Genomic DNA, 15,782 nt, shown 5'->3' on the forward strand with positions numbered 1-15,782 from the left:
AATGGTGATCGTCGTGCTGATCTGGCGATGATGTACCGGTTCGGTGATGGTTCGATCAAGATGTACACGGGCTTGGCGGATGCGGCGGGGCACATCCAGCCGTTCACGGCGAGCGTCACCGTACCGGCCGGTGCCGGCTGGGACTGGAACGCCATCGAACTTCCTTAGGCGACCGCCAGATCCCCACTCCTCCAGGGCCTCGTAGACAAGGAATCAGTGATGCTCGCACCCAGCCCCAGCCCCAGCCCCAGCCCCAGCCCCAGCCCCCGCGTCCGCCCCGCACGGCTCGCCGGTCTGCTCGCCGCCACCGCCGCGATGACCCTCGCCGTCCCGGCGGCCCCCGCCCACGCCGTGACCGGCCCCGAGGCCGCGACCGCCCAACACCCCTACGCCGTCCGCCTCACCCTCGGCGACGGAGCCGCCACCCGCGCCTGCACCGGGACCCTGGTGGACCGCTACTGGGTGCTCACCGCGGCGAGTTGCTTCGCCGCCGTCCCCGGCGGCCCGGTCCAGCCGGGCGCACCGGCCCTGGCGGCCAAGGCCGTCCTGAGCAACGCGGCGTCCGCCGCGATCGTCGAGGTCGTGCCGCGCACCGACCGGGACGCCGCACTCGTACGCCTCGCCGAACCGGCGATGGGCATCGCGCCCGCCACCCTCGCCGACACCGCGCCGGCCATCGGGAGCGACGTCACCGCGATCGGCTTCGGCCGGACGAAGACCACCTGGGTGTCCGACGCGCCCCACACCGGCACCTTCACCCTCACGACCGCCACCCCCACCACCTTCGCCCTCACGGGCAAGGGCGCGGACGCCCTGTGCAAGGGCGACACGGGCGGCCCCCTCCTCGACGCCTCGAACCGGGTCGTCGCCGTCAACTCCCGCTCCTGGCAAGGTGGATGCCTGGGCGCTCCCGCGGGCGAGACGCGTACCGGAGCGGTCTCCGCGCGGGTGGGCGACCTGGCGGACTGGGTGCGCCAGGTCCGGTTCACGACCGCTTCCCTCGTCAACGTCCTGAGCGGCAAGTGCGTCCTGGTCCCCTGGAGCACCCCGCACAACGGGGCGGCGGCCATCCAGTTCGACTGCCTCCCGCAGTACATCGACCAGATCTGGAAGATCACGCCCGTCAGCGGCGACGACTACCAGATCCGCAACACCCTCACCGGACGCTGCCTGTACGTCCCGTGGCAGACCCGGGAGAACGGCGCCCCCGCCCTCCAGGTCGACTGCGACCCCCAGTACGTCGACCAGGTCTGGAGGATCACCCCCGTGGGCGGCGGCCGCTACCAGGTCCGCAACGGATTCAGCGGACGGTGCCTGTACGTGCCCTGGCAGACCCAGGAGAACGGCGCGGCCGTCCGGCAGGCCGACTGCAACTCCCAGTACATCGACCAGGTGTGGACGATCTGACCGTCCGGCGCGCGATCGCAGGATGTGCTGGAGGACCGGATCGAGCCGCCGACGTCAGTCGGCCGATCCGGTCCGCGCACGGTGGTGGGGCCGACCGGGCGTGCGCGTGGCGCGCCCGGTCGCCAGCGCGTCATGACGGGCGCGTCACAGGCCCAGCGCGTGGACGAAGGCCGAGAAGGTGGGCGCGACCTGGCGCCACTCGCATCGGCGGGGGTCGGTCCAGAAGTCGCTGCCCACCACGCGCGGATCGGCGGGATCCGTGCGGTAGTCGAGTGCCAGGGCCACGTCGTCCCCGGCCCGGCGGTTGACGGCGACGAGGACGGCCTGCTCGACGTCCAGCCACGGCAGTTCGACCGCGTCCGACCGGTCGCTGCCCCGCACCTCGCGGAACAGCGCGGAGGAGGACGCGTCGGCCGCGAAGCGGTCCATGGACCGGGACTCCCTCGCCATCTGCTCCGTGCTCGTGAGGAAGTCCAGCGGATCCTCGAACCACGGGATCGACCTCGCCATCGCGGCGTCCCCGGGGTGCCGCCACCGGCCCTGACCGAGCAATGACGTCAACTGCGCGGGCAGGAGCACCCCGTGGACCCTCGTACGTGCCACGACGGACGGCGTGTCCCGCCCGCGCTCCTCTTCCTCCGCCCGGACCGCCGCTCGCGCCCGCTCGCGCACCGCTCGGATCCAGCCCGCCGGATCCTCGTCGTGGAGGGCGCAGTTCGCCCGCCACCGGGTGAGCGCGGCGGCCACGTCATCGGGCGAGCGGTACCACTCGCCCTCACCCGTCGTGCCGTGCCGGAGGACTCCGGGCGCACCCGGATCCCGGCAGAGGTCGAATCCGTGCAGGTACTGCAGGGCCGTGAGGACCAAGGGGTCCTCGAAGTCGACGAGTGCCCCTTCGCCCTCCACCCAGGGAACCGCCCACGCGTGCACGGCTTCACGGGTCACCTCGCCCCGGGCCAGGGCCTGCCATCGGGCGGCCACCTCCGCCCGCCCCGGCGGCAGCGGCGTCGCGTGCGCATCGTTCATGGGCCCACCCTCTCAGCCGGGCCGGGCCGGGGGCCGGGCGGATCCGTTTCGTGGTCGGCTTCCTACGTCGGCAGGCCCACCGCGCGTTCGTGGGTGCGGCGCTTTTGGATGACCACGGCCGCGACCAGGAGGGTGCCCTGGGCCACGTTCTGCCAGAAGGGGTTGACGCCCTCGACGGTCAGGCCGTTGTCCAGGGCGCCCAGCAGGGTGATCGCCAGCAGGGTGCCGCCGACGCCGCCGCGGCCGCCGGTCAGCAGGCAGCCGCCCAGGGCGGCCGCCGTGATCGCCTTGAGCTCCAGGCCCTCGCTGCCCGAGACCGGGTGGCCGAAGCCGGTGCGGGCGGTCAGCAGCACGCCCGCGACCGCGGCCACCACGCCCGCCAGGCCGTAGACCGCGATCAGGTACTTGTTGATGTGGATCCCGGCCAGTCGGGCCGCCGTGTCGTTGCCGCCGATCGCGTAGACGTTGCGGCCGATGTCCGTGTACCCGAGCAGCAGGTGGATGCACACGGTCACCAGGGCCAGCACCCACAGCAGTACGGGTACGCCGAGGACCGACCCGTTCGCGAGGAAGACGAAGACGTCGTCGTTGCTGACGTAGCCCTGCGCCGCGCCCTTGGACAGCAGTTGGGCGACCCCCTTGTACACGGCCAGCGTGGCCAGGGTCGCGATCACCGGGTTGATCCGCCCGTAGACGATCACGGCGCCGTTGACCAGACCGGCGAGCAGGCCGACGCCGAGCGCCGCGGCGATGCCGAGCAGGGCGTTGGAGCCGGTCGAGGTGAACACCATGGCGGAGACGACGGAGGCGACGCCGACCTGGGACCCGACGGAGATGTCGAGGGCGCCGCAGATGATGACCACCGTCTGCACCAGGGCCAGCAGCCCCGAGATGGTGACCGCGTCACCGATCACCTTGATGTTGGCCCAGGTGAGGTAGGCGGGGTTGAGTGACCCGAAGAGGGCCGTGACCAGCACCAGGCCGCCGATGAGGCCGACGTTCTGGCCGCCGACCGCGCGGAGCCAGGCCGCCGCGCGGGTCGGCGGCCGTGTGGTGGGCAGGTCCCGTTCCCGCCCGGTCCCGGTCCCGGAGCCGCTGGGTTCCTTCGGGGGCGCCGTCCTCGTCGTCATGTCCGTCCCTCGCTGTCGTCCGTACGATCGTGCTCGGCGCCGTGCGTGCCGTACCCCGCGGCTGCGGCCGGGGCCGCGGCCGGGGTCAGGTCGTCGGCCATGGCGAGCGCGAGGACCCGCTCCTCGGTGGCCTCGGCCCGGCTCAACTCACCCGTGATCCGGCCGTCCTGCATGACCACCACCCGATCCGCCAGGCCCAGGACCTCCGGCAGTTCCGAGGAGATGACCAGGAGGGCGACACCCGCCCGCGCGAGGTCGGCGATGATCCGGTAGATCTCGGCCTTGGCGCCGACGTCGATCCCGCGGGTCGGCTCGTCGAGGACCAGCACCTTCGGCCGACGCGCCAGCCAGCGGGCGAGCACCACCTTCTGCTGGTTGCCGCCGGAGAGCTCGCGCACCGGGTGCTCGATGGACGGCGTGCGCACCCGCAGCCGGTCGGTGAACTCCAGGGCGAGCCGCCGCTCGGCACCCCGGCGGACGAACCTCAGGCGGCTGAGCGGGCCCAACACGGCCAGCGTGGTGTTGTCCCGCACGGAGCGGTCCATGAAGAGCGCCTGCGCCTTGCGTTCCTCGGGCGCGAGCCCGATCCCGGCGCGCACCGCGTCGGAGGGGCGCCGCAGCCGCAGGGCGCGACCGTCGATGCTGACCGTGCCGCCGCGCAGGGGGAGGTCGCCGACGAGGGCCCGGGCCAGTTCGGAGCGTCCGGCGCCGACGAGCCCCGCGAGCGCCACCACCTCCCCGGCCCGGATCCGCAGGTCGATCCCGTGCACGTCGTCGGTGTGCACGTCCCGGACGTCGAGGACGACCCGGTCGGTGGCCGCGTGCGTGCGGTCGAAGAGGGCGGACAGCTTCCGGCCGACCATCATCCGTACGATCTCGCCCTCGTCCGTGTCCGCCGCGTCCCGTACGCCGACCAGCGCGCCGTCGCGCAACACGGCGACCCGGTCGGCCAGTTGGAAGATCTCCCGCATCCGGTGGGAGACGTACACCACGGCCAGGCCGTCCGCGCGCAGCCGTCGGATGAGCGCGAACAGGGCGGCCACCTCGTGCTCCGACAGGGAGGAGGTCGGTTCGTCGAAGGCGATGACCTTCGCCTCGCCGGTCAGGGCCCGCAGGATCTCCACCAACTGGCGCTGGGCCGGGGTGAGATCGATGCCGAGGGTGTCGGCGTCGAGCACCTCGGCGAAGCCGATCCGCCGCAGATCGGCTTCGAGGCGCCGGCGCAGGCCGGGCCGGTCGAAACGGCGCCCGGCGCGGGTCGGCAGGGCGCCGAGGTAGACGTTCTCCGCGACGCTGAGGTGCGCGACGATCTCCGGCTCCTGCGGGATGAGCCGGATCCCGGCCGCCCGGGCGTCGGCGGGGGAGTGCAGGCGCAAGGGGACGCCGTCGAGCCGTACGGCGCCGGAGTCGGCGCCCTGGTCACCGCAGATGATCTTGAGCAGGGTCGACTTGCCCGCTCCGTTCTCGCCCATGAGCGCGGTCACGGAGCCCGCCGGGAAGTCGAGGCTCACCCCGAGCAGGGCCCGTACCCCGCCGTAGCTCTTGACGACCTCGCGCACGCCCAAGCCGCCCGCCGGTCCGGGCCCGTTCGCGACCTCATCCCTCCCCGTCACTTGCATGCGAAGCCGGCGTCCTTCCAGTTGGTCGCGTCCACCATCCGGGTCGGGGCGAAGGACTCCGGGGCGAACTCCTTGCCGCTCTTGAGCTTGTCGTACATCGCCTGGACGGCCAGCTTCCCGACCTCGTCGCCGGGGATGTAGAGCGCGGCCCTCATGCCGCTGTCGGCGCCCGCCTGCCAGTCCTTGCAGGCCAGGTAGGCGCCGAGGCCGATGCCGATGACGTCCGCGCCCTTGACCCCGGCGTTGGCCAGGCCCTTGACCCCGCCCGCGACGTTCTCGTCGTTGCACCCCATGACCACCCAGTGGCGGACGCTCTGGTTGGCGGTCACGGTGGCCTCGACCTTCGCCTGCGCACCGGCCGGGGTGTTGTCCGTACCGACCTCGACGGCCTGGACCTCGGGGCCTCCGGCCTCCTTCCACGCCGCCTTGGCGCCCTTCACCCGGTCGGTGCAGACGGTGGTGTCCTGCTTCCAGGCGTAGATGATCCGGGAGTCGGCGGGGCTCCAGCCCGCGGTGCGGAACTCGGCGGCGGCGCGCTTGCCGACCTCGCTGCCCATCTGCAGGCCGGAGAAGCCCACCCGGGGCACCAGGTCCGCGGCGGCGCAGTCGGCGGGCTTCGGACCGTTCGCGCAGACCTGGTCGTCCGAAGTCAGCAGGGCGATACCGGCGTTCTTCGCCTCGGCGACGACCTGCGGTCCGACGGCCGACTCCGGGACCACGATGATGATGCCCCGGTCCTTCTGCGCGGCCGCCGACTTCACCTCCGTGATGGTCTTGGACGCGTCGTTGCCGAGGTTGACCACCCTGAGTCGGATGCCCAGTTCGTCGGCCTTGCGCCGGGCGCCCGCGGCCTCGGAGACGAAGTACTCCTGGTCGCCCTGCTTCTGGAGGTAGGCGATGGATATCGGGCCGTCGGCCGGGGCCTTGCCGCCCGTGCCGCCGGAGGGTTTCCCGGAGGAGCAGGCCCCCAGGGCGAGGGCGAGCGAGAGGGCGCCGGTGAGGGCCGCTGCGCGGTGGACCGTACGGATCGGGCGGGACGGCTGCATGTTCGGTGACTCCCGTGTCGAGTGCGTCAGTTGCAGGTGAGCCGGGGCGCGGCCCAGTCCGCGTGGTCCGAGTTGATGCCGTTGCCGCCGTCGGTCACGACGAGCTTCAAGGTCCGGCCGCCGGTGAGATCGGCGGTCAGTCTGCGGGCGCTGTCCGCCGTGGTGAGCAGACCGCTGTCGGCGACCTTCACGGCGTCCCGGTAGACCTGGAAGACCACCGAGCCGTTGCTGCTCTTCTCGTCGTCGACGCCCACGTCCACCGTGAGCGCGCCGCACCGGCCGCCCAGGTGGTAGGTGACGGTGCTCGCCGCGTGGACGCCCAGGCCCTTGGCGTACGTCGCCCCGCCCACGGTCAGCGTGCGACCGTCACCGGCCGCCTGCTCCCCGTTGCTGCGGTCCAGTTCCACCGGGCCCCAACCGTTGGTGGCGCCCGTCCAGTGCAGGTCGGAGAGCGCGGAGGTGCCCGAGGGCGGGAGCGGGAGCGCGCCGGGGGCGATCCGGTAGACCGTGGTCGCGTGCGGGGGGACCGAGGCGCTCAGGCCGGGACCGTCGGTGGTCGACGTGGCCTTGGTCCACAGGTCCTTGAGGGCGTACGGCGCACGGCCGCCGATGCCCAGGGCGTCCATGGTGGTGGACACCGTGGCGGTGGATCCGCTCTCGTTGGTCAGGGAGACCGCGCGGTCGCCGTTCTGTAGCTCCTTGACCATGACCACCAGACCCCCGGCGGCGGAGACCACGGTCCCCTGGCGGCCGAGCGGGTCCTGGTCCAGCGCGATGACGTCGGCGTTGGACAGCGTCGCGAGGGTCTCGGCGCTCGCCTTGCGCAGGTCGCTGCCGATCAGGAGCGGTGCGGCCATCATCGACCAGAGGCTGAAGTGGGTCCGGTACTCGACTGCGGTCATCCCGCCGTTGCCGACCTCCAGCATGTCGGGGTCGTTCCAATGGCCGGGCCCGGCGTACTGCGCGAGACCCTGGTCGGCGTGCGCGATGTTGATCATCGAGGACCAGCTGTCGCCGATGTCACCCGTCGTGCGCCACAGGTGGCCGACGTCGGCCGCCCAGTTCCACGGTTGGTTCTCGCCCCATTCGCAGAGCGAGAACACGATGGGCCGCCCGGTGTTGCGCAGCGCGTCGCGCATGGCGGTGTACCGCTTCTTGGCGTCCACGCCCTGGTTGTTGCAGTTGTCGTACTTGAGGTAGTCGACCCCGAAGGAGGCGAAGAGGTTCGCGTCCCGCTGCTCGTGCCCCAGGGCGCCCGGGAAGCCCGCCGTGTCGCACGTCCTGGTCCCGGCGCTGGTGTAGACGCCGAACTTCAGCCCCTTGCCGTGGACGTAGTCGGCGAGGGCCTTGATGCCGTTCGGGAAGCGGACCGGATCGGCGACCAGGTCGCCCTGGGCGTCGCGGTTCGCCAGTGCCCAGCAGTCGTCGAGGTTGACGTACTGGTAGCCGGCGGCCTTGAGTCCCTTGGCGACGAACAGGTCGGCGATGCCCTTGACCATGCTCTCGTTGAACTCGGCCCGGCAGTGGGTGGAGTTCCAGTTGTTGAAGCCCATGGGCGGCGTGAGCGCCTGCCCGTCGGGGAGCGCGGCGGCCGGTGGGGCGGCGGTGACCACCACCGCCCCGGCCAGTGCGAGGGTGCCCGCGGCGGGCACCAGGAGGGGCAGCGCGGTCAGGGTCGCGGCGGCGCGGCGCCATCGGGCGAGCGGGCGGCGTAATCGGGGTGGCGGGGGCGACGAGTGCACGGACGGCTCCTGGGGGCGAGAGGTCGTGTGCGCGGATGTGCCCCGGCGGCCTACGGGCGATCGAGGTGGTCCCTGTGCCTTCGGTGGGGGGAAATCACCAGGATCGAACGGAACCCAACGGGACGGCACACATCACACTGCCGTTTCGTGGGCATGTCAATACGGCGTGCGCCGGGACGAACTCCCGCCCCGCGTGGTTCTGTTGGAATGTGTTGACGTCCGGGCGGGGCGTCAGGATGCTCTCCGTGACCGGGGCGCACGTCCCCGAGGAGAGGAGTCGCAGGATGGCCGATCCCGGCAGTCTGCTGGCCCATCAGCGTCGCGCGCACATCCTGGAGGAGGTGCGCCGCCGGGGCGGGGTCCGGGTGAACGAACTGACCCGTTCCCTGAACGTGTCCGACATGACCGTACGTCGTGACCTGGACGCCCTCGCCCGCGACGGCCTGCTCCAGAAGGTGCACGGCGGGGCCGTCCTCGGCGGTGAACCCAGCAGCCACGAACCCGGATTCGACGCGAAGTCGGGGTGGGAACGGGCCGCGAAGGGCTCGATCGCACGGGCCGCCGCCGCCCTGGTGGCGCCGGGGTCGGCCGTCGCGCTGTCCGCGGGGACCACCACCCACGCGCTGGCCCGGGAGCTCACCGAGATCCCGGGCCTGACCGTGGTCACCAATTCGATCCGGACCGCGGAGGTCTTCGAGGCGGCGCGGCTCGGCGGCGGTGCGAGCGGTGCCACGGTGCTGCTGACCGGTGGCGTCCGCACGCCCTCCGACGCGCTCGTCGGGCCGGTGGCCGACCGGGCCATCCGTTCCCTGCACGTGGACGTGCTCTTCCTCGGCTGCCACGGGCTGGGCACCGCGACCGGTCTGACCACCCCCAACCTCGCCGAGGCCGAGACCAACCGGACCTTCCTGCGCGCTGCCCGCCGGACCGTGGTGCTCGCCGACCGCACCAAGTGGACGACGGTCGGACTCACCACCTTCGCCACCCTCGACCAGATCGACGTGCTGGTCACCGACGTCCTGCCGCCCGAGGAGGCGGCCGCCGTCGCCGAGCGGGTGGGTGAGGTCCTCGTGGTCGGGGAGCCGCCCGCGGCCGCCCCGCGCTGACCTCGCCCCCTCTCGCCGCGGTCCGCGCCCGGTCAGGACCGCCGGACCCGGCGCGGACCGTGGCGACGCAGCGGCCGCGCGGCGGCCCGTTCCTCTTCCCCTTCCCCCGCCCCCTTCCTTTCCTGTTCCCGTTCGATCGCATCGACCTCCGCCTTCTCCCTCGCGTCGGCCCCGGCCGCCGCGTCCGCCGACCCGTCCGGTCGCGGGTACCACCGGTGCCACCAGTGCCGCCGCCGCGGATGGACCACCCGGCCGAGCCGCCGCCCGAGCAGCAGGTAGCCGAGCAGCGCACCGGACGTGTTGAGGATCACGTCGTCGATGTCGAAGGTCCTCCCGGTGACGAGGGCGCCCTGCACCAGTTCCACCAGGGTCATCACGGCCGCCGTGGCCACCACCACGCGCACCGCGCCCCGGGCCCGGGGCAGCAGCACCGGCAGCAGCACGCCGAAGGGGACGCCGAGGAGGAGGTTCCCGCCGAGCTGGCGGGCCGCCTCCCGCACGGTGCCCCGGTCGATGTACGCGCGGATCGAGCTGCCGGGCCGCAGATTGCTGTGGATGAGGCCCTCCGACGCGGCCGAGGGCTCCAAGGTGAGGCGGGCGAGCAGCACGCTGAACGCGAGCAGCGCGGCAAAGGCCAGCAGCATCAGGACTGTCCGCATGATGAGATGCCCGAACGATCGTACTTTCGGCCCCCCGTGGGGTCCGTCCGAGGGCTGCGCGCCCCAACTCCACTTCCTGGTGCGTGTCATGGCGCCCGTGTACCCGGCGCCGGGCTCCTGACGCGCGACGGGCCCCGTGCGCCTCAAACGTGAACTGGATCACCTTTGCGTTTGTTCATTCATGGATGGGGCATTTGCGCCTCTTGAGCGAACCCCGGTCCGGTGCCGTCCGTCGGACCGGGACGACGCGGGCGGATCCCGCATCGCTCCACGGCCGCCGGTCTTCGGACCGGCACGCCGTGCTCACTACGACCCGCGAGGTACATGTGTCCAGGCTCCAGACCGAGCACGTCTACAAAGTGTTCGGAAGACGACCCGAGGAAGCGGTGCGCTCCCTGGAGGGCGGCGCCGACCGCGACGACCTGCGCGCCGACGGTACGACGGCAGCGGTGATCGACGCCTCCTTCAGTGTCGAGCCGGGCCAGATCTTCGTCGTCATGGGCCTCTCCGGTTCCGGAAAGTCCACGCTGCTGCGCATGCTGAACGGGCTGCTCGAACCGACCGCCGGGCGCGTCCTCTACGACGGCCAGGACCTCACGGCGCTCAGCCCGGGTGAGCTGCGCCACGTACGCTCCACGAAGATCAGCATGGTCTTCCAGCACTTCGCGCTGTTCCCGCACCGCGACGTGCTGGAGAACGCCGCCTACGGCCTCGAAGTCCAGGGCGTGCCCCGGGCCGAGCGCGAGCGCCGGGCCACCGAGGCCCTGGAGCTGTGCGGCCTGGCGGGCTGGGAGCGCTCCTGGCCCGACGAACTCTCCGGCGGCATGCAGCAGCGCGTCGGCCTCGCCCGCGCCCTGGCCACCGACGCCGACCTGCTGCTGATGGACGAGTCCTTCAGCGCGCTCGACCCGCTGATCCGGCGCGACATGCAGGACCAGCTCCTGGAGATCCAGCACCGGCTGAAGAAGACCATCGTCTTCATCACCCACGACCTGAACGAAGCGATGCGCCTCGGCGACTCCATAGCCGTGATGCGCAACGGGCGGATCGTCCAGCTCGGCACCGCGGAGGACATCCTCATGCGGCCCGCCGACGACTACGTCGCCTCCTTCATCCAGGACGTGGACCGCTCCCGCGTGCTCACGGCCGACGCCGTGATGACCGACCCCGGCCGCTCCGACGGCATCGACGGCGCCGAGGACCGCGCCTGCGACTGCCCCACCGTCAGCGCCGACACCCCCCTCGCCGAGCTGTGCGCGGTCAGCGCCCGGGTGCCGCACCCCGTCGCCGTCACGGACGCCGACGGCGTCGTGCTGGGCCGCGTACCGCAGTCCCGACTGGTCGCCTTCATCGGCGACGAGCACCGCGCGCCGCTGCGCTGCGACCGCGCCGCCGTGCCGCGCCAGCACCCGGACCGCAAGAAGGAGGTGTCCGTCTGATGCCCCGCCTCCACCTCGGCGTGTGGGTCGACCACGCGGTCGACTTCCTCCAGAGCCACCTCTCCTGGCTGTTCGACGCGATCAGCGCGGTCGTCACGGGCCTGTACGACGGCTTCGACGCCGTGCTGTCCTTCCCGCACCCGCTGCTCTTCGCGGGCATCCTCGCCGTCGCCGCCTGGTGGCTGCGCGGCCTGCTCGCCGCGCTGCTCGCCTTCGCGGGCTTCGCCCTCATCGACTCCGTCCAGCTGTGGGACGAAGCGATGTCCACGCTGTCCCTGGTGCTCGTCGCGACCCTGGTGACCCTCGTCATCGCGGTCCCGCTGGGCATCTGGGCCTCGCGCTCCACGCGCGTGAGCGGCGTCCTGCGTCCGGTGCTGGACTTCATGCAGACCATGCCCGCCATGGTCTACCTGATCCCCGGCATCATCTTCTTCGGCGTGGGCGTGGTCCCCGGCATCATCGCCACCATCGTCTTCTCCCTGCCGCCCGGCGTACGGATGACCGAACTCGGCATCCGCCAGGTCGACGGCGAGCTCGTGGAGGCCGCCGACGCCTTCGGCACCACTCCCCGCAACACGCTGGTCAAGGTCCAGCTCCCGCTCGCCCTGCCCACGATCATGGCCGGCATCAACCAGGTGATCATGCTGAGCCTGTCGATGGTCGTGATCGCGGGCATGGTCGGCGGCGGCGGCCTCGGCGGCGCGGTCTACCGCGCCATCGGCAACATCGACATCGGCCTCGGTTTCGAGGCGGGCATCTCCATCGTCATCCTCGCCATGTACCTGGACCGGATGACCGGCGCGCTCGGCCGACAGGTCTCGCCGCTCGGCCGCCGCACCCTCGCGAAGGCCCTCGCCCTGGCGAGCGGCCCGAAGAAGGTGTGGAACCACCGTCCGCAGCCCGCGTACGCCATCACCGGCGCGGTGGTCCTTGCCCTGGTCGCGGGCGGTTTGAACGCCTTCGGCGGTCCCGGGCAGACCACGGTCGCCGCGGCCGACGACATCGGCAAGGGCCGCAAGATCAGCATCGGGTACATCCCGTGGGACGAGGGCATCGCCTCCACCTTCCTGTGGAAGGAGCTCCTGGAACGGCGCGGCTTCCAGGTGGAGGCGCGCCAGCTCGAACTGGGCGCGCTCTTCACCGGCCTCGCGGGCGGCCAGGTCGACTTCCAGACCGACGGCTGGCTGCCGGTCACCCAGGCCGAGTACTGGGAGAAGTACGGGAACAAGCTCGACGACCTGGGCTCCTGGTACGGGCCGACCTCCCTGGAGCTGTCGGTCCCCTCCTACGTGAAGGACGTCAAGTCCCTCGCGGACCTCAAGGGCAAGTCGGCCGAGTTCAAGGGCCGCATCATCGGCATCGAGCCGAGCGCGGGCGCGATGGGGCTGCTCAAGAGCAAGGTGCTCAAGGAGTACGGTCTCGACGGCGAGTACAAGGTCGTCGACGGTTCCACCCCGGGCATGCTCGCGGAACTCAAGCGGGCCTACGACAAGAAGGAACCCGTCGCGGTCATGCTCTGGTCGCCGCACTGGGCCTACGCCTCCTACGACCTGACCAAGCTCGCGGACCCCAAGGGCATCTGGGGCAAGGGCGACGGCATCCACAGCCTCGCCCGCAAGGGCTTCGCCACGGACGAGCCCGAGGTGACCTCCTGGCTGCGCGACTTCAAGCTGACGGAGAAGCAGCTCACCGGCCTGGAGGCGAAGATCCAGGAGTCCGGCAAGGGCAAGGAGCAGGACGCCGTGCGCGCCTGGCTCAAGGAGAACCCGCAGGTCGGCGGTAAGGCGGCGGTCGCGGCCCACTAGCCGCGGCACCGCCCGGACCACCCCACGACCCGAACGGCCCCGTTCGACCGGCACGCGTCACACGACGTGGCGCGCCGGTCGGCCGGGGCCGTTCGGGCCGTTCGGGCGGAGCGCCGGGTGGACGCGTCAGCCCTCGCGGGGGTGGAGGACGGCCTCGCGCGCGGTGCGGGCCAGATTGCTCAGTCGGTCCTGGTCCGGCGGAAACCCCCGGAAGGCCACGTGGCCGGCGCTGCCCCTGTCGGCCCATGAGCACTGCTGCCAGGCGCCGTCCTTGGCCTCGGCGGTGAAGCACTGCATCCAACCGCCCAGGACACCGGGGTCGGGTCGCCAGACCTCGCCGACGCGCACGTCCGCCGAGCCCGCGAGCAGGAGGCGGGGGAGGTCGACGAAGTCCGCGTCGGCGAGTCCGTGGAAATCGCCGGCGCTGCCCGTGACGACGATCCCCTCGTCGCCTTGGTTCATGCCGCCGTAGGCGAAGGCGAACGACTCCCCGGGCATGCCCACCGACGGGAGGGCGCGGGCGAATTCGGCGAGCGGTCCCTCGGTCGTCAGACCCACGCCCGACAGCGTGGTCGGCGCCGAGACCTCATAGCGCGGGTACGCCAGGGCGAGGTGCCACGACCACGCCACGGTGGCCACCGCCACGAGGAGGACCAGGGCGAGCGGTCCCCGGACGGCCCCGCGCTCGCGCAGGGTGTACGCCGGGACCGGCGGCAACCCGCTCTCGGAGACCGCGCCGGTCGCCAGGCCCGGGGCGAAGTCGCCGCGGGGCCACGGACCCGCGGCGCGCCGTGCCCGGCGCAGTACTCGGTGCACCGCCAGCCGGGGGAGGTCGACGACGAGCGCGCCCAGGAGGCAGAGGCCGACGGAGAGCACGGAGTTCCCCGTCCACACCCGGCCGACGAGCAGCGCGGTCAGGCAGAGGGCCCGGACGAGGTGGTGGACCCCGGGGCGCAACACGATCGGCAGGAGCCGCGCCGCGGCCGGGCGTTCGAACGCGGTGAGCGTGTGCGCCTGCACCTGTCGGCGCACGTCGTTCGGATGCGCCGCGGCGGCGGCCCGGGACGCCGCGATCACCGCGGCCCGGTCGGTGGCGCGTCCCAGCGCCCACTTCAGGTCGTGGGTCTGCACGCGGTACGACGACGGGCCCTTCGGGAGCCGCTCCCGGGCGGCGCCGCCCGGGGCCGCGGCCAGCGAACGGGCCTGGGCCGAACCGGGCGCCAGCTCCCGCACGCGGGCGGCGAGCTCGGGCCCCTTGTCGACCCGCCGGGGCCGGTCGACGACGTCGCTGGTCAGGCAGAGCCGGGCATAGGCGGTCAGGAGATCGAGGTCGTCGGGAAAGGCCTCCAGCCCCCGTTGGTACGCCCGCTCCGCGCGATCGTCGTGGTCGTCGTCGTCCTCGGCGGCATGCGCCTCGCCGAGGACCAGGAGGACGCCCGGGTCCGACCCGCCCGCATCGAGGAACGCCTTTGCAACCTCGCGCGCTTCCCCCAGCCGCCCGAGCTGTACGAGTTCCTGTGCGCGTCCGCGCACGTCTTCGGCCGATTCCTCACTGACCTGCATTTCCCCACCCCTGGTGTACTCAGCCGATCATGTCGGCCGAGTCATTATTTCCTCCTTATACGGGGCGTCAAGGGTTGCGCGGGCAAAAGGTTCAGACCACGGTGACGGGGTGCCGGACGACCGCGTCGAAGAGGTAGCCCTGGGTGTTGTGCACGGTGGTCTCCGGCTGCGTGCGACCGGTCGCGTCGGTGGCCCGGGCCAGGAGCGCGGTCGTACCCGTGGCGCGCGGGGTCCACGGCAGCGACCAGCGGACCCAGTTGCCCCGGCGCGGCGCATCGTGCAGCCGGGCCCGCTGCCAGTGGTGACCGCCGTCGGTGCTGACCTCCACGCGCCGCACGGGCGCCGCGCCCGACCACGAACGGCCGGTCAGCAACCGCGTCCGGTGCACGGGCACCGTGGCGCCCAGCTCCAGCTCGAAGGCGCTCTTGAGGGTCTGCCGGGTCAGCGGGGCGCTGCCCTGCGGCGGTTGGTCGGGCCCGAAGAGGCGGTACAGGTCCGTGTTCCACGGCGTGTACAGGGGAGTGGAACTGACCTCGATGTCCCCGACCCACTTGATCGAGGAGATGCCGATCCAGTCCGGGACCACGACGCGCACGGGGAAGCCGTGGTCGGGCGGGAGCGGGCGCCCGTTCATCTCGTACGCGAGGATGACGTCGTCCAGGGCCTTCGAGACGGGCAGCGGCCGCCGCACCCGTCCCAGGTTCACCCCGTTCGTCACGACCTCGTCGTCCAGCCCGCGCGGCAGCACGTCGACCGCGTCCGCGCGCACGCCCGCGCGGCGCAGCACGTCCGACAGGCGCGCCCCGCGCCAGTGCGCCACGCCGACCGCGCCCAGCGTCCACGCGGTGCCGGTGACCTGCTGGCCCTGCTGGGTGGTGTAGAAGCTGCGGCCGTTGCCCGCGCACTCGACGAACAGGGTCCGCTCGACGGCGGGCAGTGCCCGCAGCCGGTCGTAGGAGAACTCCACGGGCGCGCCGTGCAGCCCGCTGCCCCAGACCTTCAGCTTCCAGGTGTCGGCGTCGACACGCGGGGTGGCGGTGTGGTTGCGGACGAAGAAGCGGTCGACCGGCGTGAGCTGCCCGGTGCCGCGCAGGGCGGCGAACTTCGTCTCGGCGTTGGTGCCGCGCAAGGTGAACAGCTCGGGCGGCAGCGGCTTGACCACGCCCGGGAGCCCGGCGGTCGGCGCGGGCGCCGCGGGCGCGCCGGTCGCGGCGGCGGGGCCGGCCGCCAGGGCCAGCGG

General features: G+C 72.5%; 12 protein-coding genes. 4 read left to right on the top strand and 8 right to left on the bottom strand.

Annotated elements, in window-relative coordinates:
• Nucleotides 1-219 precede the first annotated feature (219 nt).
• Nucleotides 220-1,407, top strand: coding sequence for a trypsin-like serine protease (locus tag ACFWAR_RS30745; protein WP_385784117.1), 1,188 nt, complete (start codon nucleotides 220-222; stop codon nucleotides 1,405-1,407).
• Between the two features lie 144 nt (nucleotides 1,408-1,551).
• On the opposite strand, the gene ACFWAR_RS30750 is transcribed toward ACFWAR_RS30745, so the two are convergent.
• From ACFWAR_RS30750 to ACFWAR_RS30770, 5 genes are all read right to left on the bottom strand, one after another.
• Nucleotides 1,552-2,433, bottom strand: a complete 882-nt coding sequence (locus ACFWAR_RS30750) for a hypothetical protein (protein WP_385784120.1) — start codon at nucleotides 2,431-2,433, stop codon at nucleotides 1,552-1,554.
• Between the two features lie 62 nt (nucleotides 2,434-2,495).
• Complete coding sequence (locus ACFWAR_RS30755) at nucleotides 2,496-3,563, bottom strand: ABC transporter permease (RefSeq protein ID WP_385784122.1); 1,068 nt, start codon at nucleotides 3,561-3,563, stop codon at nucleotides 2,496-2,498.
• Entirely contained in the window at nucleotides 3,560-5,182 is a 1,623-nt protein-coding gene (locus tag ACFWAR_RS30760; protein ID WP_385784125.1) for a sugar ABC transporter ATP-binding protein, read from the bottom strand. Before ACFWAR_RS30760 ends, ACFWAR_RS30755 begins: the two co-directional genes overlap by 4 nt.
• On the bottom strand, nucleotides 5,173-6,228 hold the full coding sequence (locus ACFWAR_RS30765; RefSeq protein WP_385784127.1) for a substrate-binding domain-containing protein: 1,056 nt from the start codon (nucleotides 6,226-6,228) through the stop codon (nucleotides 5,173-5,175). Before ACFWAR_RS30765 ends, ACFWAR_RS30760 begins: the two co-directional genes overlap by 10 nt.
• Nucleotides 6,229-6,254: 26 nt before the next feature.
• On the bottom strand, nucleotides 6,255-7,781 hold the full coding sequence (locus ACFWAR_RS30770) for an NPCBM/NEW2 domain-containing protein (protein ID WP_385784154.1): 1,527 nt from the start codon (nucleotides 7,779-7,781) through the stop codon (nucleotides 6,255-6,257).
• A gap of 473 nt (nucleotides 7,782-8,254) precedes the next feature.
• Between ACFWAR_RS30770 and ACFWAR_RS30775 the strand changes: the two genes are divergently transcribed.
• Nucleotides 8,255-9,076 (top strand): DeoR/GlpR family DNA-binding transcription regulator, encoded by an 822-nt coding sequence (locus tag ACFWAR_RS30775; protein WP_385784130.1) that lies wholly within the window; start codon nucleotides 8,255-8,257, stop codon nucleotides 9,074-9,076.
• 32 nt (nucleotides 9,077-9,108) lie between these two features.
• Here ACFWAR_RS30775 and ACFWAR_RS30780 read toward each other — a convergent pair whose 3' ends face one another.
• Nucleotides 9,109-9,735, bottom strand: coding sequence for a VanZ family protein (locus ACFWAR_RS30780; RefSeq protein ID WP_385784132.1), 627 nt, complete (start codon nucleotides 9,733-9,735; stop codon nucleotides 9,109-9,111).
• Between the two features lie 326 nt (nucleotides 9,736-10,061).
• Between ACFWAR_RS30780 and ACFWAR_RS30785 the strand changes: the two genes are divergently transcribed.
• Together ACFWAR_RS30785 and ACFWAR_RS30790 are read left to right on the top strand one after the other, a co-directional pair.
• Entirely contained in the window at nucleotides 10,062-11,174 is a 1,113-nt protein-coding gene (locus ACFWAR_RS30785) for a glycine betaine/L-proline ABC transporter ATP-binding protein (RefSeq protein WP_385784135.1), read from the top strand.
• Nucleotides 11,174-12,979 carry an ABC transporter permease/substrate binding protein gene (locus ACFWAR_RS30790; RefSeq protein WP_385784138.1) on the top strand — a complete coding sequence of 602 codons (1,806 nt, stop codon included), beginning with the start codon at nucleotides 11,174-11,176 and terminating at the stop codon, nucleotides 12,977-12,979. Before ACFWAR_RS30785 ends, ACFWAR_RS30790 begins: the two co-directional genes overlap by 1 nt.
• 126 nt (nucleotides 12,980-13,105) lie before the next feature.
• Here the strand turns inward: ACFWAR_RS30790 and ACFWAR_RS30795 are convergent, their stop codons facing one another.
• Nucleotides 13,106-14,512, bottom strand: a complete 1,407-nt coding sequence (locus ACFWAR_RS30795) for a hypothetical protein (RefSeq protein ID WP_385784140.1) — start codon at nucleotides 14,510-14,512, stop codon at nucleotides 13,106-13,108.
• A 121-nt stretch (nucleotides 14,513-14,633) separates the two neighbouring features.
• A partial coding sequence (locus ACFWAR_RS30800) for a sulfite oxidase (RefSeq protein ID WP_385784143.1) occupies nucleotides 14,634-15,782 on the bottom strand: 1,149 nt, incomplete at its 5' end.

It is taken from the genome of Streptomyces sp. NPDC059917 (assembly GCF_042730635.1).
In the GTDB taxonomy this organism is placed as follows: Bacteria; Actinomycetota; Actinomycetes; order Streptomycetales; family Streptomycetaceae; genus Streptomyces.

Excerpts from the sequence above, each read along its gene's own strand:
- ACFWAR_RS30745 (WP_385784117.1), top strand. The coding sequence starts at position 220 with ATGCTCGCACCCAGCCCCAGCCCCAGCCCCAGCCCCAGCCCCAGCCCC.
- ACFWAR_RS30750 (WP_385784120.1), bottom strand. The coding sequence starts at position 2,433 with ATGAACGATGCGCACGCGACGCCGCTGCCGCCGGGGCGGGCGGAGGTG.
- ACFWAR_RS30755 (WP_385784122.1), bottom strand. The coding sequence starts at position 3,563 with ATGACGACGAGGACGGCGCCCCCGAAGGAACCCAGCGGCTCCGGGACC.
- ACFWAR_RS30760 (WP_385784125.1), bottom strand. The coding sequence starts at position 5,182 with ATGCAAGTGACGGGGAGGGATGAGGTCGCGAACGGGCCCGGACCGGCG.
- ACFWAR_RS30765 (WP_385784127.1), bottom strand. The coding sequence starts at position 6,228 with ATGCAGCCGTCCCGCCCGATCCGTACGGTCCACCGCGCAGCGGCCCTC.
- ACFWAR_RS30770 (WP_385784154.1), bottom strand. The coding sequence starts at position 7,781 with ATGGGCTTCAACAACTGGAACTCCACCCACTGCCGGGCCGAGTTCAAC.
- ACFWAR_RS30775 (WP_385784130.1), top strand. The coding sequence starts at position 8,255 with ATGGCCGATCCCGGCAGTCTGCTGGCCCATCAGCGTCGCGCGCACATC.
- ACFWAR_RS30780 (WP_385784132.1), bottom strand. The coding sequence starts at position 9,735 with ATGCGGACAGTCCTGATGCTGCTGGCCTTTGCCGCGCTGCTCGCGTTC.
- ACFWAR_RS30790 (WP_385784138.1), top strand. The coding sequence starts at position 11,174 with ATGCCCCGCCTCCACCTCGGCGTGTGGGTCGACCACGCGGTCGACTTC.